General features: G+C 70.8%; 18 protein-coding genes. 2 read left to right on the top strand and 16 right to left on the bottom strand.

Annotation, left to right across the window (positions count from 1 at the left end; translation table 11 throughout):
- Positions 1 to 43: 43 nt before the first annotated feature.
- The 9 genes from ABZ459_RS16335 to rpmE all read right to left on the bottom strand — a co-directional run bounded on the left by ABZ459_RS16335 (position 44) and on the right by rpmE (position 8,987).
- Positions 44 to 466 carry a hypothetical protein gene (locus tag ABZ459_RS16335; RefSeq protein ID WP_357971053.1) on the bottom strand — a complete coding sequence of 141 codons (423 nt, stop codon included), beginning with the start codon at positions 464 to 466 and terminating at the stop codon, positions 44 to 46.
- A gap of 131 nt (positions 467 to 597) precedes the next feature.
- Positions 598 to 1,887 carry an MraY family glycosyltransferase gene (locus ABZ459_RS16330; protein ID WP_357971052.1) on the bottom strand — a complete coding sequence of 430 codons (1,290 nt, stop codon included), beginning with the start codon at positions 1,885 to 1,887 and terminating at the stop codon, positions 598 to 600.
- Positions 1,888 to 1,944: 57 nt separating this feature from the next.
- Positions 1,945 to 3,210: a serine hydroxymethyltransferase gene (gene glyA, locus ABZ459_RS16325; RefSeq protein WP_357971051.1), complete on the bottom strand. Its 1,266-nt coding sequence runs from the start codon at positions 3,208 to 3,210 to the stop codon at positions 1,945 to 1,947.
- A 157-nt stretch (positions 3,211 to 3,367) separates the two neighbouring features.
- Positions 3,368 to 3,742 (bottom strand): hypothetical protein, encoded by a 375-nt coding sequence (locus tag ABZ459_RS16320; protein WP_357971050.1) that lies wholly within the window; start codon positions 3,740 to 3,742, stop codon positions 3,368 to 3,370.
- Positions 3,742 to 5,877, bottom strand: coding sequence for a hypothetical protein (locus tag ABZ459_RS16315; RefSeq protein WP_357971049.1), 2,136 nt, complete (start codon positions 5,875 to 5,877; stop codon positions 3,742 to 3,744). Before ABZ459_RS16315 ends, ABZ459_RS16320 begins: the two co-directional genes overlap by 1 nt.
- A 244-nt stretch (positions 5,878 to 6,121) precedes the next feature.
- Complete coding sequence (locus ABZ459_RS16310; protein ID WP_357971048.1) at positions 6,122 to 6,778, bottom strand: L-threonylcarbamoyladenylate synthase; 657 nt, start codon at positions 6,776 to 6,778, stop codon at positions 6,122 to 6,124.
- Between the two features lies 1 nt (position 6,779).
- Positions 6,780 to 7,634: a peptide chain release factor N(5)-glutamine methyltransferase gene (gene prmC, locus ABZ459_RS16305; protein ID WP_352320399.1), complete on the bottom strand. Its 855-nt coding sequence runs from the start codon at positions 7,632 to 7,634 to the stop codon at positions 6,780 to 6,782.
- Positions 7,631 to 8,683, bottom strand: coding sequence for a peptide chain release factor 1 (gene prfA / locus ABZ459_RS16300; RefSeq protein WP_357971047.1), 1,053 nt, complete (start codon positions 8,681 to 8,683; stop codon positions 7,631 to 7,633). Before prfA ends, prmC begins: the two co-directional genes overlap by 4 nt.
- Before the next feature lie 85 nt (positions 8,684 to 8,768).
- Complete coding sequence (gene rpmE, locus ABZ459_RS16295) at positions 8,769 to 8,987, bottom strand: 50S ribosomal protein L31 (RefSeq protein WP_352320396.1); 219 nt, start codon at positions 8,985 to 8,987, stop codon at positions 8,769 to 8,771.
- 220 nt (positions 8,988 to 9,207) lie between these two features.
- Here rpmE and ABZ459_RS16290 point away from each other — a divergent pair, with 220 nt between their 5' ends.
- The gene (locus ABZ459_RS16290; protein ID WP_357971046.1) at positions 9,208 to 10,278 is read left to right on the top strand and encodes a hypothetical protein; all 1,071 of its coding nucleotides are present in this window, start codon (positions 9,208 to 9,210) and stop codon (positions 10,276 to 10,278) included.
- Positions 10,279 to 10,318: 40 nt separating this feature from the next.
- Here ABZ459_RS16290 and ABZ459_RS16285 read toward each other — a convergent pair whose 3' ends face one another.
- The 5 genes from ABZ459_RS16285 to thrC form a co-directional block, all read right to left on the bottom strand.
- Positions 10,319 to 10,954, bottom strand: a complete 636-nt coding sequence (locus tag ABZ459_RS16285) for a response regulator transcription factor (protein ID WP_357971045.1) — start codon at positions 10,952 to 10,954, stop codon at positions 10,319 to 10,321.
- A gap of 10 nt (positions 10,955 to 10,964) precedes the next feature.
- Positions 10,965 to 12,230, bottom strand: coding sequence for a sensor domain-containing protein (locus ABZ459_RS16280; protein WP_357971044.1), 1,266 nt, complete (start codon positions 12,228 to 12,230; stop codon positions 10,965 to 10,967).
- A 146-nt stretch (positions 12,231 to 12,376) separates the two neighbouring features.
- Positions 12,377 to 14,401, bottom strand: coding sequence for a transcription termination factor Rho (gene rho / locus ABZ459_RS16275; RefSeq protein WP_357971043.1), 2,025 nt, complete (start codon positions 14,399 to 14,401; stop codon positions 12,377 to 12,379).
- A gap of 454 nt (positions 14,402 to 14,855) precedes the next feature.
- On the bottom strand, positions 14,856 to 15,761 hold the full coding sequence (gene thrB, locus ABZ459_RS16270) for a homoserine kinase (protein ID WP_357971042.1): 906 nt from the start codon (positions 15,759 to 15,761) through the stop codon (positions 14,856 to 14,858).
- 44 nt (positions 15,762 to 15,805) lie between these two features.
- Positions 15,806 to 16,864, bottom strand: a complete 1,059-nt coding sequence (gene thrC / locus ABZ459_RS16265) for a threonine synthase (protein WP_357971041.1) — start codon at positions 16,862 to 16,864, stop codon at positions 15,806 to 15,808.
- Between the two features lie 236 nt (positions 16,865 to 17,100).
- Between thrC and ABZ459_RS16260 the strand changes: the two genes are divergently transcribed.
- The gene (locus tag ABZ459_RS16260) at positions 17,101 to 18,489 is read left to right on the top strand and encodes a glycosyltransferase (protein ID WP_357971040.1); all 1,389 of its coding nucleotides are present in this window, start codon (positions 17,101 to 17,103) and stop codon (positions 18,487 to 18,489) included.
- 43 nt (positions 18,490 to 18,532) lie between these two features.
- On the opposite strand, the gene ABZ459_RS16255 is transcribed toward ABZ459_RS16260, so the two are convergent.
- The gene (locus tag ABZ459_RS16255; protein WP_357971039.1) at positions 18,533 to 20,182 is read right to left on the bottom strand and encodes a glycosyltransferase; all 1,650 of its coding nucleotides are present in this window, start codon (positions 20,180 to 20,182) and stop codon (positions 18,533 to 18,535) included.
- On the bottom strand, positions 20,179 to 21,249 hold the full coding sequence (locus ABZ459_RS16250) for a family 2 glycosyl transferase (RefSeq protein ID WP_357971038.1): 1,071 nt from the start codon (positions 21,247 to 21,249) through the stop codon (positions 20,179 to 20,181). Before ABZ459_RS16250 ends, ABZ459_RS16255 begins: the two co-directional genes overlap by 4 nt.
- Positions 21,250 to 21,318: the final 69 nt, after the last annotated feature.

The following is a 21,318-nucleotide window of genomic DNA, read 5'->3' as shown; positions in this document are numbered from 1 at the left end:
GAGTAGAGGACTAGTCATATCGGACCCCATCCCTTTACCTGCCTCATGAGTCACCCTTTCCGGGGACCGAGGCTTCGGGGTCGACGTAGAGCATCTTGGTCTTCATGAACGCGCGGACCTCGAATCCGGTCCAGACGAGCGTGCACACGACCACGGACCACGCGAAGGCCTGGGTGTTCCAGACGGTGGTCTCACGGAAGGCGGAGAGCACCACCATGATGGCGACGACCTTGACGAGGTAGCTGACCATGGCCGCGATCGCCATCATCTGCGGGGAGACGCGGGCGGCATAGGAGACCGCTACCACGCTGACGCTGAAGAAAACCCCGACGAGCAAGGTGCCGAGGGCCGCGCCGAGCGCTCCCTTGCCTCCCGCCAGGAGGAACGCCACGATGACCGCGACCACCCCGACCGCGAAGGTCGGAACAGCGGCGCTCTTGAGTACGCGCACGTCGTTGGCCTGCATCGGTGCTCCATCAGCATGTTGTCAAGCGAGCGTTTGCTACCTCCAGAACATGTGCGTCTGGAGGTCCCTGCTCGTGAAAGATATCACAAGCTCACGGAAGACCGCTTTTACCTGCCGTTTCTAGTTCCCGATCACGGACGACTCGGAAATGCAGGAATGACCGGTTTGCCCTCGGCGCTCGCGCGTTCCTGCGCCGAAGGGCCGCCCTGCGGCGGCATCTGCCGCCTGACCTCGGTCTCCGGGCCGATCGGCGGCATCGGGCCGGTGGGCGGGCCGTCGTCGTCGGGCTGCTTGTTGCGCGTCGCGGCGTGCGCGCCGCCCCTCCCCCGCCAGCGCGGCGCCGCCATCAGCACGAGGACCGCCAGCGCCAGCACGATGACCACGACGAACAGCAGCACCGGCACGCCCTCGCGCGACATCGCCACCATGCCGAAGGCGAACAGGAACGCCCACGCGTACATGATCAGCACCGAACGGCGGTGCGAGTGGCCGATGTCCAGCAGCCGGTGGTGCAGGTGACCACGGTCGGGCGCGAACGGCGACATGCCGTGGGACGTGCGCCGGACCACGGCGGTGATCAGGTCGATCAGCGGCAGGACCAGCACCGCCGCCGGCAGCATCAGCGGCAGCAGCACCGGGACCTTGTTCATGTCCTCGATGGCGGCCGGGTCGAGCGGCGTCACCGTGACGATCGAGGAGGCGAGCACCAGCCCGATCAGCATCGCCCCGGTGTCGCCCATGAAGATCTTGGCCGGATGGAAGTTGTGCGGCAGGAAGCCCAGGCACGTGCCGATGAGCACGGCCGCGATGGCCGCCGTGGTGGTGATGTTCCCCACGCTCATGCTCTGGGCCAGCAGGATCGAGTACGCCCACGTGGCCATGGCGGCGATGCACACGATGCCGGCCGCGAGCCCGTCGAGGCCGTCGACGAAGTTCACGGCGTTGATGGTGACCACCACGATCATGATGGTGATGATCGTGCTCAGCGTGTAGTCGAGGCTGGTGGAGCCGCCCCAGTCCTTCGGCAGCGGGATGTAGAGCAGCCGCAGGTCGAAGTAGACCAGCACGCCCGCCGCCGCGATCTGCCCGCCGAGCTTGATGAAGGCGTCCATGCCCCACCAGTCGTCGAGGAAGCCGGTGAGCGTGATCAGGCCGCCCGCGACGATCAACGCGGTGACCGCCCTGCCGTCGGACTCCGACAGCGCCTCGCCGGTGTGTTTCAGCTGGCTGGCGACCAGCAGGCCGACCACCAGGCCGCCGTACATGGCCAGGCCGCCGAGCCTCGGCGTCGGCGTGGTGTGCACGTCGCGCTCACGGACCTCGGGCATGGCGCCGATGCGGATGGCGAAGCGGCGCACCAGCGGCACCAGCAGATACGTCACCGCTGCCGAGATGAGCGCCATGAACAGGTATTCGCGCACGGACCTAGTTTCCCGGATGCTCCGGCCAGCTGTGACCGGAAACCGACACAGACCAGCTTAATATTCGCTGAGATATGGCCGATGGATGGCGAGAAGCGCCGCCACTCTTTCCCTGACCTCGGGCGCGACGGCCGGTTCGCGCACGGCCGTCGACAGCAGACTTCCCACCTCTTTCATCTCCCGCGGGCCCATGCCCTGCGTGGTCACGCACGCCGTGCCCACCCGTATCCCGGAGGTGACGGCCGCCGGCTCCGGATCGTACGGGATGACGTTGCGGTTGAGCGTGATGCCGGCGGCCGCGCAGCGCCGTTCGGCCTCGGCGCCCGAGACGCCCAGCTCACGCAGGTCGATCAGGGCCAGGTGGGTGTCCGTGCCGCCCGTGACCGGACGCATGCCCTCCCCGTCCAGCGCGTCGGCCAGCGTGCGGGCGTTGGCGACGACGCGCCCCGCGTACTCGGCGAACTCCGGCCGCAGCGCCTCCCCGAACGCCACCGCCTTGGCCGCCACCGCGTGCATCAGCGGCCCGCCCTGCACGAACGGGAACACCGCCCGGTCGATCTTGCCCGCCAGCTCCTCCGTGCACAGGATCGCGCCGCCGCGCGGCCCGCGCAGCACCTTGTGCGTGGTCAGCGTCACGACGTCCGCGTACGGCACCGCCGACGGGATCACCCCGCCCGCCATCAGCCCGATCGGGTGCGCCACGTCGGCCAGCAACCACGCGCCCACCTCGTCGGCGATGCCGCGGAAGACCGAGAAGTCGATCAACCTCGGGTACGCCGTCGCGCCGCACACGATGACCTTGGGCCGGTGTCGCAGCGCCAGGTCCCGCACCTCGTCGTGGTCGATGAGCTCGGTGTCGCGCCGCACGCCGTAGGAGGCGACGTCGAACCATCGTCCCGAGAAGTTCATCTTCGAGCCGTGCGTGAGGTGGCCGCCGTGCGGGAGCGCCATGGCGAGCATGGTGTCGCCGGGCTGGAGCAGGGCGGCGTAGGCGGCCAGGTTGGCACTGGCGCCCGAATGCGGCTGGACGTTGGCGTGCTCGGCCCCGAACAGCCTGCGCGCCCGCTCCACCGCCAGGCGTTCGGCCCGGTCGACGACCTCGCAGCCACCGTAGTAGCGCCTGCCGGGGTAGCCCTCGGCGTACTTGTTGGTGAGGGTGGAACCCAGGGCGGCCATGACCGCGGGGGAGGTGAAGTTCTCCCCGGCGATCAGCTGGATGCCGGCGCGTTCCCGTTCGAGCTCGTCGAGCAGCACCTGCGCCAGCTCCGGATCCTGCCGCCGCAACCGCCCGAAGTCGGGCCCGTAGTACGGCTCCCCACCCATCTCTCCACTGTACGACCGCATGTCCGTTTTGCCCAGGTAACCGTCCCGGGAGGGCCGCCGCCCGCGAATGCCAGAGGACCGCGACCCCGCAGCTCAGAGACCGCGCAGCTCAGAGACAGCGGAGGTCAGGGACCGCGGAGGTCAGGGACCGCGGAGGTCAGGGGAAGGCGTGTGGTGCGCCGGTCTGGCTGGGGATCCACCTCGGGGTGTCGTCGGCCTCGTCACTGATCGCGGTGAGCACGGCGTGACGGTAGAGGGCCAGCTTGGACCGCCATTCCCGGATGTCCTGCACATAACGATCGCCGACCGGCGCGTCCCAGGTCTGCGGGCTCTTGGCCAGCGCGTACGCCTTGTCGAGGGCCGTGCTGAGCTTCTCCAGCATGGGCAGGACGGTGTTCCAGGCGGTGACGAGACGTTCGTAGTCGGGGTTGAACTCGTAGGCCAGCGGCTGGTTGTCCAGCGGGCCCGCGGCGGTGACGGGCGGCATCTCGTCCCTGCTCCTGGGCCTGGGGGCGGGCGGGTCGACGTACATCACACGCTCCTTCCCGACGTCCCGGGATCGACCTCACCCGATGGACCGTCCGGCCTGATGTCCCTGGGCGCCCACTCACCCTTGCCGTACTCACCGGGCGGAACCTCCACGGAGGGCATGTCGAGCGGCTGAACGTCGCGAACGTCGTCGATCAACGTCCTGATCGCCTCCGGCCCGGCCGCGGACACATCCACAGCCACAACCCCGTCCCCCTCACTCACCCACCCTCCACCGACGCCCCCACCGTCCAAGCCCCGTGCCCCACCATCGCCATGACTTCCGACACCATGCCCCCCGGCGTCGTGAACGGCCGCACCGTGCCCCCCGGCATCGCCACTACCAGCCGACACGTCTCCTCCACCAGGTACGGCCGCCCCTCCCCCAGGCGCCGTAGGCGGAATCCGCACCCCAGCAGAACCGTCACCACGCCCAGCCCCACCACCGTCCGCACCGGCCCGACCGGCGTCCGCCGCACCACCGTCAGCGCGACCGGCATCGACCCCGCCACCACCGGTTCCTACATCGGCGCGCCCACCACCCGTGCCCCCATCGGCACGCCCGCCCTCGCCGTAACCGCCACCGACGTCACGACCACCATTCGTGGCACCGCCCTCAGCACGTCCGCCATGCGCGCCGCCATCAGCACGCCCGTCCCCGGTGCCACTACCGGCATCACGGCTGCCGTCGGCGGTGCCCGCGTCTGTGCGGTTGCCGTTCGTGGCCTTGTCGTCGGCGCAGGCGGCGCCGTCGGTACGGCCGGTGTCGGTAACACCGCCGTCAGAGCGGCCGTTGTCGCTGATCGCGCCACCGCCGGAGCCGTCGGCTCGGCCTGTGCCGGTGTCCGTGTGGCCATTTGCGCCGTCGGCCCGGCCGGTGTCGCCGATGGGCTGGGTGCCAGTACCTGTAGTGGCGTCGGAGCGGGTTCCGGTGGAGGAGGTGCCATCGGTGTGAGTGCCGTGGGCGTTGCCCGCGTCACCTTGGGTGCCGTTGTGGGAGGTCGTGTCGCCGGCGGTGCCGAAGTGGGCGCCCGTGCCCTCTGACGTGCCGTAGGGGTGGCCGGTGGCGGTTGCGGTGCCGTGGTGGTGGCCGGTGGTGCCTGAGGGGGTGGTCGAGGGGTCGGTGCCGCCCTCTCCTGCCGGCACCGACAGCCCTTCGCCTCCGCCCGTCGTCGCCGCGGCGCCATCGGCGTGCACGGTCGGCATGTCGATGGGCTGCACGTTGTCGACGTGCTTGAGCAGGGACTCCAGTTGTTCGGCCGTGGGCGGGTCGATGGGGACCTGGAGGACCTTCACGCCGTCGACCACCACGACCTGGGGCTTGTGCGGGTCGTCCGAATGGTCCTTCGCGGGGACGTCGGCCGTGCCGGTGTCGGCCTCCGCGCCCCGGTCGCGCCTGCTGTCCTGGTCGGCGGCCTTGGGGTCGTCGGCGGCCGGGGTGTCGCCGGTCCGGCCGTCGCTGCGTCCGTCCGTGCGGTCGCCGGTCCGCTCACCGGTCCGGTCGTCGGTCCTGGTGTCGTTTCCGCTGGTCCCGGTGTCCTTGTCGGCGCCGTCGCACGCCTTCCCGTCCCCGTCGGCCTTGGCACCGTCGTCGCCGGTCGTGCTGTCGGGGTCCTTCGGCGTCGCCGGGTCCGTCGGCTTGGGATCGTGGTCCCTCGACGCAGGCGGATCCGTCGGCTTGGGATCGTGGTCCCTCGACGCAGGCGGATCCGTCGGCTTGGGATCGTGGTCCCTCGACGCGGGCGGATCCGTCGGCTTGGGATCGTGGTCCCTCGACGTCGCCGGGTCCGTCGGCTTGGGGTCGTGGTCTTTCGGTGCAGGTGGGTCCGTGGGCTTGGTGTCGGGGGTTTTCGGGGGTGGCTCGGTGGGTTTCGGGTCGTGGTCCTTCGGGGTGGAGGGGTGGGTGGGCTTCGGGTCGGCGGGGTTTTCGGGGGTGGCGGGGTTCGTGTGCTTGGGCGGGTCGTCGGCGCGGGGGTTGCCGTACTTGTCGTCGCGGGTGCCCCGCGACTCCTTGGGCTCGTCGGCCGTGCCGCCGCCGCCCGTCTTCGACGTGTCGCCCAGCTTCCCGTCGGCGCGCTTCTCCAGTACGGCCAGCCGCGTGTTGACGTCCTTGACCATGTGATCGGCGGAGTCGGCCACCTGGACCGGACGGTGAGTGCTCCGCGCGGACAGCCCGGCACGGCTGAGCACCGCCCTGACCTGGTCCTCGGCCGTGCGCAGCGTCGAGGACGCGTGCTTGACCTCGGTCAGCAGGTCACGGACCAGCTGCGGATCCATGCCGTCGAACTTGCCCATGGGCCACTCCCGGACGTGTCGCCGTTCCGGGACTCACGGTAACCGCGGCCGTGGTACCGCCGCAGCCGGGATAAAAAGACGGTATACGTCAGTCGTCGGTGGCGACGTAGCCGATGATGCCGCGCAGCTTCTCGACGGGGATCGCGCCGCGGCGCAACATCCGGGGCACCGCCGTGGTGAGGTCGAGGATGGTCGAGGGCGTGTTGTCGGTGGTCTTGCCGCCGTCGAGGTAGACCGCGACCGAGTCGCCGAGCTGCTCCTCGGCCTCCTCCGCCGTCGTCGCCGCGGGGGCGCCGGAGCGGTTGGCGCTGGAGACGGCCATCGGGCCGGTCTCCTTGAGCAGGTCGAGGGCGACCGGGTGGAGCGGCATGCGGACGGCGACCGTGCCCTTGGTGTCACCCAGGTCCCAGGAAAGGGCCCTGTTGGCCCTGCAGACCAGCGTGAGCGGCCCGGGCCAGAAGGCGTCGATGAGATCCTGCCCGTAGGGCCCGAGGTCGTCCACGAGCGCTGTGGCGGCTCTGACGGTGCCCACGAGCACGGGCGGCGGCATGTCGCGGCCGCGCCCCTTGGCGTCGAGCAGCGCGGTGACGGCCGGCGGCATGAACGCGTCGGCGCCGATGCCGTAGACGGTGTCGGTCGGCAGCACGACCAGCTCGCCGCGGCGCACGGCGGTGGCGGCCTCGATCAGGCCCTCGGCGCGCTGGTCGAGGTCGGAGCAGTCAAAGCGTCTTCCCACGGCGTGCATCCTAGTCCTGGCCGAGTCTGGCCGTGACGAAGCGGTCCCTTCGGGTGAGGTCCTGGCGCAGGCGGACGTCGCGCCAGCCGTTGTCCTCGGGGAAGGTCAGATAGACGGCCCTGCCCTGCTCGTCGGCGTGTTCGACGGCCACCCAGCCGCCGGGTCGCAGCAGGCGGCGGGCGGTGCGTTCGACCGCGCGCACCTCGCCCAGGCCGTCGTCGCCGGAGCCGTACAGGGCCCTGGAGGGGTCGTAGTCGCGGACCTCGGGGTCGCGCGGGATGGCGCCGGGCGGGATGTACGGCGGGTTGGAGATCACCAGGTCGACCTTGCCGTTGAGCTCGGGAAGGGCTTCGGCGAGGTCTTCCGGGTGCAGGTGCGTACGCCCCTGGCCCAGCTCGGAGATGTTGCGCTTGGCCCAGGTGTAGGCCGCGGGGTCGACCTCGACGGCGTGCACCTCGGCGAGCGCGACCTCCTGGGCGATCGACAGCGCGATGGCCCCCGAGCCGGTGCCGAGGTCGACGACGAGCGGCGCCGTCACGTCCATGGCGCGCAGGGTCTCGATCGCCCACCCGGCCATGACCTCGGTCTCCGGCCGCGGCACGAACACGCCGGGGCCGACCGCGAGTTCCAGGTAGCGGAAGTAGGCGTGGCCGGTGATGTGCTGCAACGGCTCACGCGCCTCGCGCCGGGCGATGCCCTCCCAGAACAGCGCGTCGAAGTCGGAGTCCTTGACCGTGTGGAGCTCGCTCCTGCGCACGCCGTGGACGAACGCCGCGATCTCCTCCGCGTCGGTGCGCGGCGAAGGCACACCTGCCTCGGCGAGCCGGGCGGTGGCGAGAGCGATCTCGTCCAGCAGAAATGTCATGAGTGTTGTGCGAGCTTCTCCGCCATCTCGGCGTCGATGAGTGCCTGGGTGACGGCGTTGAGCTCGCCGTCGAGAACCTGGTCGAGGTTATACGCCTTGAAGCCTACGCGGTGGTCGGAAATCCGGTTCTCGGGAAAGTTGTACGTGCGGATGCGCTCGGAACGGTCGACCGTCCGCACCTGCGACTTGCGCTCGGCCTGCGCCGCGGCGTCGGCCTGCTCCTGGGCCACGGCCAGCAGGCGGGCACGCAGGATGCGCATCGCCGACTCCTTGTTCTGGAGCTGGCTCTTCTCGTTCTGGCAGGAGACGACCACGCCCGTGGGCAGGTGGGTGATGCGCACGGCCGAGTCGGTCGTGTTGACGCTCTGGCCACCGGGACCGCTGGAGCGGTAGACGTCGATGCGCAGGTCGTTGGGGTCGACCTGGACGTCGACCTCCTCCGCCTCCGGGTAGACCAGCACACCCGCGGCGCTGGTGTGGATGCGGCCCTGGGACTCGGTGACGGGCACCCGCTGCACGCGGTGGACGCCGCCCTCGAACTTGAGCCTGGACCACACGCCCTCGTCGCCCTTGGCCTTGATGCCGACCGTGACGTCTTTGTAGCCGCCGAGGTCGGAGGGCTGGGTGTCGATGATCTCGGTCTTCCAGCCGAGGCGCTCGGCGTAGCGCAGGTACATCCGCAGCAGGTCGCCGGCGAACAGTGCGGACTCCTCGCCGCCCTCGCCCGCCTTGATCTCCATGATGATGTCTTTGTCATCGTTGGGGTCGCGCGGGATGAGCAGGTGCTTGAGCTTCTCCTCAAGCTGCGGGATGCGCTCCTCGATCTCGGCCGCCTCGGCCGCGAACGCCTCGTCCTCGCCGGCCAGTTCCTTGGCCGCCGTCAGGTCCTCGCGGGCCGCGTCGAGCTCCCGGTAGGTGGTGACGACCGGGGTGAGCTGGCTGTAGCGCCGGCCGAGTGTGCGGGCCTTGTTCTGGTCGGCGTGCACGGCGGGGTCGGCAAGCTGCAGCTCCAGCTCGGAATACTCCTTGAGCAACTCGTCGAGGTTCACCGTGGGTCCTTCAGTGGGTTGAATGCCGTTTCACCAACAACGCCGACCCGGCGCACGTGGTGCGGCCGGGTCGGCGTCGGTGAAGCTACTTGCCCGTGGCCTTCTTGCCGAAGCGCTTCTCGAAGCGAGCCACCCGGCCGCCGGTGTCGAGGATCTTCTGCTTGCCCGTGTAGAACGGGTGGCAGGCCGAGCACACGTCGGCGTGGATGACGCCATTCTTCGCGGTGCTGCGGGTCGTGAACGTGTTACCGCAGGAGCAGGAGACCTGCGTCACGTGGTAATCGGGGTGGATGTCGGGCTTCATGGCTGTCCTTTCGGGCTGCGGCCGCCGGGTCGCCTTCACGCATGGCGTGAACCGGAACCGCAAAATGGTCAGCTACCAGTGTGCCAGATCGTGCAACCTGCCCAGGCCATGGGGCATTCCCGCGATCTTCATGACGTGGCCACACGCGCCACACTAGGCTCCCTCGCACAAACCATCACTTTTCCCACAAATGGGACTTAGCCAAAGGATCATCCAACTGATGAAGAGAAGGGTGCGGCTGCTCCTCGCGGCCGCCACGGGGGCCGCCGTTCTCCTCGGAGGCGCCGGTCTCTCGGCCACCGGCGCGTCGGCCTCGGCCTACGCACTGGCGGACGACTTCGCGGGGGACGCGTCGGCGAGCGCGTACATCCCTCTGGAGAAGGACGTCGACGCCACCGTCACGCTCAGGCTGAAGAACCCGGGCACCGTCACCAGCGTGACCGGTTCCATCGAGCCGCCCGGCAAGTCGGCCAGGACGGTGTCGTTCGACTTCACGCCGAGCACCTCCACCACCACCCCGACCCCCACCCCGTCGCCGGCGACCGAGAAGACGGTCACCGGCAAGTGGACGATCACCAAGGACGACCCGGCGGGCGACTGGAAGCTCACCGTCAACGTCGCCCGCGGCGGCTCGAGCTACTCCACCCCGTTCACCGTCAAGGTCTCCGGCAAGCAGGGCATCTCCGGCGCGAACGTCACCCCCGACCCCGTCCAGCTCGTCAAGGGCAGGGACACCAAGGTCACGGTCGAGGCGTCGGTGAAGGACGCGGGCACGGTCTCGGCCAAGCTCGTCAGCGACACCACCAGCGAGTACTACGACCTCGGCGAGCTGGCCAAGGAGTCGGACAGCTACTACCGCGGCGTCACGTACTTCACCGACGACACCACCGAGGGCGACTGGACCCTTGAGGTGTACGCCACCCGCGGCGGCCAGACACTCAAGGGCGAGGCGTCCTTCTCGGTCGTCGCCCCGACCGGCGGCGCGTCCAAGAAGGCCAAGACCAGGGTGACGATCTCGGCCCCGAACAAGGTCACCAAGGGCCGCGCGTTCAAGGTCTACGGCAAGGTCTACCGCGGCACGAAAGCGTACAAGAACAAGATCGTCGAGGTGTACTTCAAGACCAAGGGCACCAAGACGTACAAGTTCATGGGGTACGCCAAGGCCACCTCGACCGGCAAGTACAGCAAGACCTTCAAGGGCAAGAAGGACGGCTACTTCCAGGTCAAGGTGCCCGGCACGAGCAAGACGCGCACCTCCCTGTCGCCGCAGGAGTTCGTGGACGTGAGGTAGCGGGTACGGCCCGCATCCCCAACCCCGGGTGCAGGCCGTATCAGCGACCCAGATACGTCAGGACGGCGAGAACCCGCCGATGGTCCTCGGGCGCGGGCCCGAGGGCCAGCTTGGCGAAGATGCCGGACACGTGTTTCTCCACCGCCCCTTCGGTGACGACCAGCCTGGAGGCGATCGCGGTGTTGGAGCGGCCCTCGGCCATCAGGGCCAGGACCTCGCGCTCCCGGGGGGAGAGCAGGTCGAGCGGCGCGCCCCTGCGCCTGCGGCTGAGCAGCTGCACGACGACCTCCGGATCGATCACCGTGCCGCCCGCCGCCACCTCGCGCACCGCCTCCATGAACTCGGCCACGTCGGCCACCCGCTCCTTCAGCAGGTAGCCGACGGCCTTGCCGATCAGCTCGCCCGCGTAGCGCTCCTCGACGTACTGGGACAGGACCAGGATCGGGAAGTCGGGCCTGGCCTCGCGGACCCTCAGCGCCGCCTTCAGCCCCTCGTCGGTGTGGGTGGGCGGCATGCGCACGTCGACGATCGCCAGGTCAGGCTGGTGTTCGTGGACGGCGGCCACCAGCGCGGGCCCGTCGGAGACCGCCGCGACGGTCTCGAAGCCGCCGTCGGCGAGCAGCCGCGCCAGCCCCTCGCGCAACAGTACGGAATCCTCGGCGATGACCACGCGCATGTGCACATGACTACCATTCGCAGGGCAGCTCCGCACGGACGATCGTCGGCCCCCCGACGGGGCTGTGCAGCACGAGCACGCCGTCGATGGTCGCCGCCCGGTCGGCCAGGCCCGACAGCCCGCCGTCCGGCGTGACGACGGCGCCGCCGATGCCGTTGTCCCACACGTCCACGACCACGCCGCGGTCGTCCCCGAACACCGCCACCGACGCCTCCGTCGCGCCCGAGTGCTTGGCCAGGTTGGTCAGGGCCTCGGCGACGATGAAGTACGCGATGCTCTCCACCGCGGCGGGCGGCCGTTCGGTCAGTTCGACGGAGACGTCCACGTGCACCGGGGCCCGCGCGGCCAGCCCCGACAGCGCCGCGTCGAGCCCGCGGTCGGTGAGGATGGCCGGGTGGATGCCGCGGGCCAGGTCGCGCAGCTCGGCGATGGCCGCCTTGGTGCCCGCGTGGGCCTGGACGATCAGCGTCCTGGCCTCCTCCGGCTCGGTGTCGAACTTGGCCTGCGCCCGTCCGAGGTCCACCGCCACCGACAGCAGCCGCTGCTGCGCGCCGTCGTGCAGGTCGCGCTCGATCCTGCGGCGTTCGGCCTCGGCCGCGTCGATCCCCCTGGCCCGGCTGGCCCGCAGGCGCTCCTCCTCGCTGCCGCCGAGCAGCACCGTGGCCAGCGTGCCGTGCAGCCAGGCCATGCCCCGTACGAGATATGCCGTCACGACGAGCAGCACCACGCCGGCCGCGCCCGCGACCAGCACGCCCGCCCAGTCGTCGATGATCAGGCCGGTGCGCCCGTCGCTCAGGACGTACAGGACGCGTGCCAGGGGCGCGAGCAGCAACGTCGCCGTCGCCGTCCACAGCGCGAGCGACAACGCGGACTCGACCAGGCCCAGCGGGAGCAGCATGAGGAGGTAGCCGAGGTCCTGCCAGGTGGCCTTGTCGCCGAGCAGCCAGGTGAGGTGCGCGAGCAGCCCGCCCTCGGGCCTCCTCCGGTACGGGTCGGCGATCCGCACCCCGAACGCCGCCCCCATCAGCCGCCGCTCCAGCATCGCCCCGCCACGCCACATCAGCACGGTCGCCATCGTCAGCGGCAGCCCCACCCAGACGACCACCAGCGGCACCGCCACCGTCGTCGCCAGGGCCACCACGACGAACCAGGCCATCCCGAACCCCGCGCTGACCAGCAGGTACGGAGCCGCCCGCCAGGTCATGGGGTCCACCAGCACCCCTAACGGCCCCTTCGGCCCGAACCGCACCCTGTCCTTCAGCCTCACCGATCGCATGCCTCCAGCCTGCCCGGCACCGCGGACGGGGTGAATGGAGCAGACGTCCGATCCGCAGGTGGGGTTAACCCCACCCCGCGACCTGCCCGCGCACGCGAAAGGGGCGGCGGGAGAACCTCCCCGCCGCCCCTTCAGGCGCGTGGCCGCTAGTCGCGGTCGTTGCTCACCGTGGTCTTCTGCACCTGCATGAGGAACTCGGCGTTGGACTTGGTCTCCTTCATCTTCTCCAGGAGAAGCTCCAGAGCCTGCTGCATGTCCAGGGCGTGCAGCACCCGCCGCAGCTTCCAGACGATCTGCAGCTCCTCCTTGGCCATGAGGATCTCTTCCTTACGCGTGCCGGACGCGTCGACGTCGACCGCGGGGAAGATGCGCTTGTCGGCCAGGGAGCGGTTGAGCTTGAGCTCCATGTTGCCGGTGCCCTTGAACTCCTCGAAGATGACCTCGTCCATCTTGGACCCGGTCTCGACCAGGGCCGTGGCGAGGATCGTCAGCGAGCCGCCGTTCTCGATGTTGCGCGCGGCGCCGAAGAAGCGCTTCGGCGGGTAGAGCGCCGTGGAGTCGACACCACCCGACAGGATACGACCGGAGGCCGGGGCCGCCAGGTTGTAGGCGCGGCCGAGTCGCGTGATCGAGTCGAGCAGGACGACCACGTCGTGGCCCAGCTCCACCAGGCGCTTGGCGCGCTCGATGGCCAGCTCGGCGACCGTGGTGTGGTCTTCGGCCGGACGGTCGAAGGTCGAGTGGATGACCTCGCCCTTCACCGACCGCTGCATGTCGGTGACCTCTTCGGGACGCTCGTCCACGAGCACGACCATCAAGTGGCACTCGGGGTTGTTGCGGGTGATCGCGTTGGCGATCGCCTGCAGCACCATCGTCTTGCCGGCCTTCGGCGGCGAGACGATGAGACCGCGCTGGCCCTTGCCGATCGGCGAGACGAGGTCGATGATCCGCGTGGTGAGGATGTTCGGCTCGGTCTCCAGGCGCAGGCGCTCCTGCGGGTAGAGCGGCGTCAGCTTGTTGAAGTCGGGCCGGTTGCGGGCCTGCTCCGGGTCCATGCCGTTGACGGTGTCGAGGCGGACCAGGGCGTTGAACTTCTCGCGGCGCTCGCCGTCGCGCGGCTGGCGCACCGCGCCGGTGATGACGTCGCCCTTGCGCAGGCCGTTGCGGCGGATCTGGGCCAGCGAGACGTAGACGTCGTTGCTGCCCGGCAGGTAGCCGCTGGTCCTGACGAACGCGTAGTTGTCGAGGATGTCGAGGATGCCGGCGATCGGGATGAGCACGTCGTCGTCGCCGATGACGGGCTCGGTGCTGTCGAAGCGGTCACGGCCGCGGCCGCGGTTGCGCTCCCTGAAGCGGCCCCTGCGGCCACGCCGGTCGTCGTCGTCGCCGCGCTGGTCACCGCGCTGGTCACCGCGCTGGTCACCGCGCTGGTCGCCACGCTGGTCGCCACGCTGGTCGCCACGCTGGTCGCCACGCTGGTCACCGCGCTGGTCGCCCCTGCCGCCGGCGTCCGTGGCGCGCTGGTCGCCGCGGCTGCTCTCGGCACGGCCGCCCTCACCGCGGTCGGCACGGTCGGCACGGTCGCTGCGCTCACCGCGGTCGCTGCGCTCACCGCGCTCGCCGCGGTCGCTGCGCTCGCCACGCTCACGGCGCTCGCCGCGGCTGCGCCGCTCGCGACGGCTCTCGCGCTCGCCCCGCGTGTCGGCCTGACCGGCGTCCACGACCTGGGCCTGCTGCTCGACGGCCGGCTCGGCCGGCGCGGCCACGGGCTCAGGGGCCGCGGCCACCGGCTCGGCGGCCTGCGGTGCGGCCTCGTCGGCGGGCTTGGTGCGGGAACGTTCCCTGCGCGTACGGGTGGGCCGCTCGGCCACGGGAGGCGCGGCCTCCGTCAGGACGGGCGCCGCCTCAACCGCGGCTGCCGCCGGAGCGCCGTCTCCGGAGGCGCCACCCTGCTTCTCCTGGATGGCCGCGATGAGCTGGCTCTTCCGCATGCGCCCGGTGCCGCTGATGCCCAGCTCAGCGGCCATCTTCTGCAGCTCGGGCAGCACCTTGGCGGACAGGCCGGTGCCGGAGCGACGCGCACGAGGCTTGGCCGCGGCGCGGGTGGGGGTGTCGCCGGACGCGGGCTGAGAGCCTGGTGCGTCGGAGAGGAGTTCGGTGGTGTCGCTCAACTAAAAGGTCCTTCCCAGGGGTCGGGCGCCGGTTTTGTTCTGCCGGGCGTCCCGGAGGTGCTTGCGACCCGGCGGGACAGACCGGGTCGGGGTGCACGTTGCGATCTTCGGCTGTCGCGGACGGCCGCCACTCTTGGGGAGGGGTTCGTCCAGGCCGCCACAGGACCGTGGCGCGTGGCTGACACCCCCCAGATTGCTGTCGCCAACCAGATGTCGATGTGCGTCGAACGCGCAGGTCCCCGTCGTCGCCGCCTCACGTTGGGCCAACCGGGTGTGGGCCAACCGGAGGCAACGGATTCCGGGGAGACAGCCGCGCTGCTCACGCCTCGCGACGTGAAGCATGATGCAGCGATGTATGGCTGACAAGCACGCACCCACCAAGGGGGCATCTGGTGCGGCTATCAGCCTAACATCACCAGCGCACACGGCTATTCCCTGAAGGTCTAAAGAGGCATCAGCGTGTCTCGGGGAACTGAACGTTCGCACCAACCGGGTCGACGTCCATTTGCTGGATGTGCCAGTCATTACCCACTTCTGGCGCGATCAAATCCTGCGTATCCGGTGACGAAAACGCAAGAACCGTGGGACCCGCCCCCGAAACGACCGCGGGCACGCCGACTGCACGCAGACGTTCTACCAGACGCGCGCTCTCCGGCATGGCAGGCGCGCGATAGGGCTGGTGGAGACGGTCTTCGGTGGCGGCGAGCAGCAGCTCTGGTTCCGGCCGCGAGGTCAGCGCGGCGATCAGCAACGCGGCCCTGCCGGCGTTGAAGGAGGCGTCCTTGTGGGGCACGTCCTTCGGCAACAGCCCCCGAGCGGTCTCCGTGGACAGCCGCGTCGAAGGAACGACGGCGACCGGACGGACCCTCTCGTCGGGGGCCAGCTTCACCATACGCGGTGCTCCGGCGTGGTCGGTCCAGGCCACCGTCAGGCCCCCGGCCAGGCACGGAGCGACGTTGTCGGGGTGGCCCTCCATCTCGGTGGCCAGCGCGAAGACCTCGTCGTCGGACAGGACGGAGTCGCTCAGCGCGCGGGCGGCCAGGATGCCGGCGCAGACCGCGGCCGAGGACGAGCCCAGGCCGCGGGCGTGCGGGATGCGGTTGACGCAGCGCAGGGCGATGCCCGCGGGCTGCGGCGCCCCCATGCGGGCGTACGCCTCGCGCATCGCCCGGACGACGAGGTGTCCCTCACCGAGGTCGACCTCGCCCGCGCCTTCGCCCTGCACGCTCACGCGCACGCCGGGCTCGGCGGTGAGCGTGGCCTCCACGTCGTCGTAGAGGGTGAGCGCCAGGCCGAGCGCGTCGAAGCCCGGCCCCAGGTTGGCCGACGTGGCCGGCACCCGGATTCGCACCGTCGTCATTGGTTCACGGTTCCCTCGTCGTTCGCTCACTCCCCGTGCACCCCTCAGGCGAGGTTGAGTGCCGCGGCGGCGGCGTGCACGTCGATCGGGATGACCACCGGCGCGGGCGCGCCCGAGATGGCCCAGTCGGGGTCCTTCAGGCCGTTGCCGGTGACGGTGCAGACGATGCGCTGCCCGGCCTCCACGAGCCCCTGGGAGTGTGCCTGGAGCAGCCCCGCGACGCTCGCCGCCGAGGCCAGCTCCACGAACACGCCCTCCTCCTGGGCCAGCAGCTTGTACGCCGCCGCGATCTGCCGGTCGGTCACCGCCTGGATGACGCCGCCGGACTCGTCGCGGGCCGCGGTGGCCAGGTTCCAGGACGCCGGGTTGCCGATGCGGATGGCGGTGGCGATCGTGTGGGGGTGGGTCACCGGGGCGCCCTCGACGATCGGCGCGGCGCCGCTGGCCTGGAAGCCGAACATGCGCGGACGCTTCGTCGAGACGCCGTCGTCGGCGTACTCCTGGTAGCCCATCCAGTAGGCCGAGATGTTGCCCGCGTTGCCCACCGGGATGCAGTGGATGTCGGGGGCGTCGCCGAGCGTGTCGACGATCTCGAACGCCGCCGTCTTCTGGCCCTGCAGCCGGAACGGGTTGACCGAGTTGACCAGCGCGATCGGGTAGCTGGAGGACAGCTTGCGGGTCATCTCCAGGCAGTCGTCGAACGACCCCTCGACCTGCAGCAGCGTGGCGCCGTGGACGAGCGCCTGCGCCAGCTTGCCCATCGCGATCTTGCCCTTCGGCACCAGCACGGCGCAGGTCAGCCCCGCGCGTACGGCGTAGGCCGCCGCGGAGGCCGAGGTGTTGCCGGTGGAGGCGCAGATGACCGCCTTGGCGCCCTCTTCGACCGCCTTGCTGATGGCCATGGTCATGCCACGGTCTTTGAAGCTGCCGGTGGGGTTGGCCCCCTCGACCTTGAGATAGACCTCGCATCCCGTCAGCGCCGACACGCGGTGCGCCGGGACGAGCGGGGTGCCGCCTTCGAGGAGCGTGACGACGGGCGTCTTCGTGGTGACCGGAAGACGCTCTCGGTACTCCTCGATGAGGCCACGCCACGACCTGCCCATGATGACTCCCTACCTGCGGTGTTGGCCACCGAGTGTACGGGGTGCGCGGCGCGGGCGCGGAGCCGAGTCCACTGAGTGGACAGGTCGTTGGACAGCGCCATTATTCAGGAAATTCTCAGCATCTCCCGATAGGGTCTCGGCAGGGGGTCACCATGAACGCGCGTCCTGCTTTGAGGCAGAACGACTATTCACCAGTAGTGCCGCCGGAGCTCGGGGCCTGGTCGCCGGGGTTGTCCGTGAGCGTGGTGATACCGGCGCACGGCGGGCAGGACAAGCTCGACCTGACGCTCGCCGCGCTGGCCGCGCAGACATATCCGGACCATCTCATGGAGGTCCTGGTCGTCGACGACGGCAGTGCGCCGCCCGTCCGGCTGCCGGAGATCCGGCCGGTCAACACCAGGATCGTCCCGGTACGCGACGGCTGGGGCATCTCCAACGCGGTCAACACCGGCGCCAAGGCCGCCGACGGTGAGATCATCCAGCGGCTCGACGCCGACATGGTCGCCTGCCGCGAGCACATCGAGGCCCTGGCCCGCTGGCATCACGTGACCGACTACCTGGTCACGATCGGGATGAAGAAGTTCGTCGAGGCGCCGCCGGTCACCGCGCGGCAGGTGTTCGGCGCCGGGCGCCTGGACGAGGTGTTCGACCTGGCCGCGGCCGTGTCGAGCTCGACCGAGGCGACGATCGAGAAGACCGACGGGCTGCGCAGCAGCCGCAACCCGTACCACGTGTGCACCGGGCCGACCTTCGCCCTCCCCCGCGAGGTCTTCGACGCCGTGGGCGGGCTCGACCCGACCGTGGTGCGCGGCGAGGACACCGAGTTCTCCTACCGGCTGGCCATGCACGGCGTGGTGTTCGTGCCCGACCAGGCCGCCCAGGCGGTGCACCTCGGGCTGCCGGCGCAGCACCGCGACCGGGAGCGGGCCGTGCGGGCGGTGGAGCCGTACCTGGCGCACCGGATCCCCCTCCGCCGGGACCTGCGCAAGGACCGGGGCCGGCGGTGGCTGGTGCCGTACGTGGAGATCGTGCTGGACGTCACCGACACCTCCGAGTCGGTGGTGCGGCGCGCGGTGACGGCGGCCCTGGACGGCAAGCTCCAGGACGTCGTGCTGACGCTGGTCGGCCCGTGGTCGCGGCTGGACGACGGGCGGCGCGCGGTGTTGTCGGACCCGTGCTTCGAGCTGCGGCTCATGCGCGACCTGTTCGCGCACGACGAACGCATCCGGCTCATCGACGAGGCCGCCCCGACGCCCGCGCCCACGCCGTTCCGCTACCGGGGGCCGGTGGACGTGCCGCTGCACCGGGCGACGCTGGAGCGCATGGTCGAGTCGGTGCAGAAGGACCTGACGGGGGTGCTCGTCGTCGACCTGCCCGACGGGCGCACGGCCCGGCTCGAACGCACCTCCGCGCTGGGCCGGGCGCTGCTGCTGGCCGGTCCCGGCGCCGACCTCGACGACGTCATCGACACCACGCACGGCGTACGTCACGAGCCGCCGGACCGCTACTGGCCCGCGCCGCCGCAGCCGGAGCCGGTCACCATCCCCGCGACGGTGGCGGTCCCTGCTGAGTCCGCCGAGAACACCCTGTTCAGGCGGCTGAAGTCGGCCCTGCGCCCGAACTGACCGCGTCCGAGGGACGGTCCGGGGGGCGTTCCGGGGGACGGGGTCAGCCGCGCAGGCGGCGGCCCAGCGCTCGTTTCATCGTGGCCGACAGCAGGGTGCGCAGGCTCTGCTGGGCGCGGTTCGCGGCGGCGAGCTGGCGGCGCAGGGTGCTCACGTCGCGCCGCAGCTCGACGGCCGTCCTGCGCCACCGCGTGGCCTCGTCCCGCCACTTGGTCACCTGGGCGCGCAGGCGGTCGGCCTCCGCCGCCAGCCGCTCCATCTCGGCCTGGGCCTCCAGTCGCGCCCGGTACGCCCCGCGCCGCCCGATCAGCGGCGCCGCCTCCGTGGTGAACCCGTAGGTCTCGCCCTCGACCCAGGACACGCCGGACACGGCGTCCACCACGTCGTCGAGGTCGCCGGGGTCACCGGGGTGGTCGGCGGCCACCATGCGGGCCCTGGCGAAGGCCGAGCAGCGTTCCAGACGGGCCGCCACGACGCCCTGCGACGACTCCCGCAGCAGCACGGCGACCAGGCCGAGCCCCTCGTCGCGGGCCAGGTCGAGCAGGCGGGCGAGGGTGTCCTCGCCGGGGATCCAGCCGGTCGGCAGGCGCAGCACGAACGGCGTGGCCGGGTCCACCTCCTCGGCCGAGACCAGGCGCACCCGTCCTTCGTGCAGGTAGTGGCCGTGGACCAGGGCCAGGTCGAGGCCGGGGTCCTTGAGCGGGGAGCGGCGCTCGCGGTCCAGCTCGTCCCAGGGGCCGAGCAGGAGCACCGACAGGTCGGGAACGGTCCCGGCGAGCAGCGCGTCCACCGTCGCGCGCACGCTGTCGTAGCCGGCCGTGCCGTCCACGACGGCGGTGACGTACGGGATCTTCCACTGGCGGGACGGATGAGAGCGCAACCACCGGTACGCCGGGATGCGGTCGGCCACGAACGCGTGGCTCACCCGGTCGATGGACTCCTTGTCGCGCATGCGCATGGTCGGGCCGAGATGGTAGGCGCGGGCGCGTGGCTCGGGCACGAACACCGCGCCCGCCTGGCCCAGCCGGTAGCCCATCTCGGTGTCCTGGCCGAGGATCAGCTCGTCGTCCATGGGGCCGGCGGCCTCGATCAGGCGGGCGCCGACCGAGGTCGCGCCGCCGACGTGCAGGCTGAAGGGCCGCTGGGGGTTGGCGGTGAGGCCGTCGGTGCGTTCGACGAGGTCGACGATCCAGGTGTGCGGCTCGGCGGGCTCGAAGTGCTCCTCCAGGTCGGCGGGGAGCTCGGCGGGCAGCTCCGCGTCGGTGAACCTGATGTAGCCGGTCACGACCAGGTAGGGGGCCGTGTGGTGCCAGCGCATGTGGGCCTCGATCGCGCCCGGGGTGAGGACGACGTCGGAGTCGAGCCAGTGGATCACGTCGCCGGTGGCCTCGGCCAGGCCGGCGTTGCGGGCGTTGGCGCGGCCGGGCTGGTCGCAGACGATCAGGCGGGTGCCCTCGGGACGGACGGCGGGCAGCCGCAGGGGCGGGACGCTGCCGTTGTCCACGACGATGACCTCGGTGAGCGCGGCCGGGTAGGTCTGGCGGGCGAGGCCGGCCAGCACCAGGTCCAGCTTGTCCTGGCCGCCGTAGGCCGGGATGATCACGCTGACCGTGAGCGACGGGGTGAGGTCCGCCCCGGGCCGCAGCACGCGGTAGTCGTTGCCGCGCACCGGCGGCTTCTGGCCGTTGTTCATGCGGTTTCCATCAGCAGGCTCGGCCGGAAGCCGTGCCATTGGTTCGTGGCGATCCTTACGAAATGGGCCAGGGGCAGCTGCCAGGTGTGCTCCTCGGTGAGCCCTCTGCGCAGGACGTAGCCGAGGCCGTGCGTGCGATAGGTGCGCGCGCCGATCTTTTGCGCCGCTTTCAGGAACTCCAGATCGACCGCACGCGGGAGAGCGGGAAATCCTCCAATTTCCCGAAATTTCGCGCTTTGGAGCAAAATGGTGCCTCCGGCTACATGATCCGCCCAAACCTCGCTAGGGTACGCCGCTCCGCTCGCGAACGTGGTCCGCCGGATCGTGGCGCGCAACGGCTCCAGGTAGAAGAACTCGGCGGTCGTGCCCACCACGTCGGCACCGGCGTACGAGCGGGCCATGAGCAGGTCGGACAGGTGGCAGGGGCCGTACCAGTCGTCGTCGTCCCACTTGGCGAGGTAGTCGCCCGAGGCCAGGGCGGCGGCCCGGTTCAGCACCTCCCCGAACGGCACCGTCCGGGCCGCCTCGACCCACTTGACGGGCAGCGAGCACGCCTCGACGGCCGCGCGTACCTGCTCGAAGGCCACCCCGTGCAGGCCGAGCAGGACCTCGGCCTCGACGCCCCGCTGCCGCTCCATCTGCGCCAGCGCCGCGCCGACCAGGGCGGGCCGCTTGGTCGACATCACGATGCTGACCGTCGCGCGGGCGGGCCGGTGGACCAGCCGCCGCAGCCGTACGCTGTGCTCCTCCCGCCGCAGGTCGGCCAGGGAGCGCGCGGTGCCGTCAGCGGGCTCGGCGAGCCAGTCGCGGTCGGTGAGCAGCGAGGCCAGGTCGCCCGGCACCCACGCCGGGGCATGCTGGGCGGTCAGCGGGATCCCGGCGCCGGCCAGCTCCGTCAGACCGTCGAGCGGCACCGGCGCGGCGGGCCAGTCGACCTCCAGCCCCCGCCGGGAACGCAGCTCGGGCACGTCGGGCGATCCGCCGTCCACCTGCCAGCCGTCCGCCCAGTGCAGCCGGGCGAACCCCTTGCCCGGCGTACGCGTGAAGCCGCAGGGGGTGACGGACATGGACGATGCTCCTTGACCGGACGGACGGGATCGGCGCCTACCTTACGCCCGTTTTTACACGTCAGTAGA

The organism is Nonomuraea sp. NPDC005692 (genome assembly GCF_040631115.1).
Classification (GTDB): Bacteria; Actinomycetota; Actinomycetes; order Streptosporangiales; family Streptosporangiaceae; genus Nonomuraea.
This window is presented reverse-complemented; position numbering and strand designations above follow the sequence as displayed.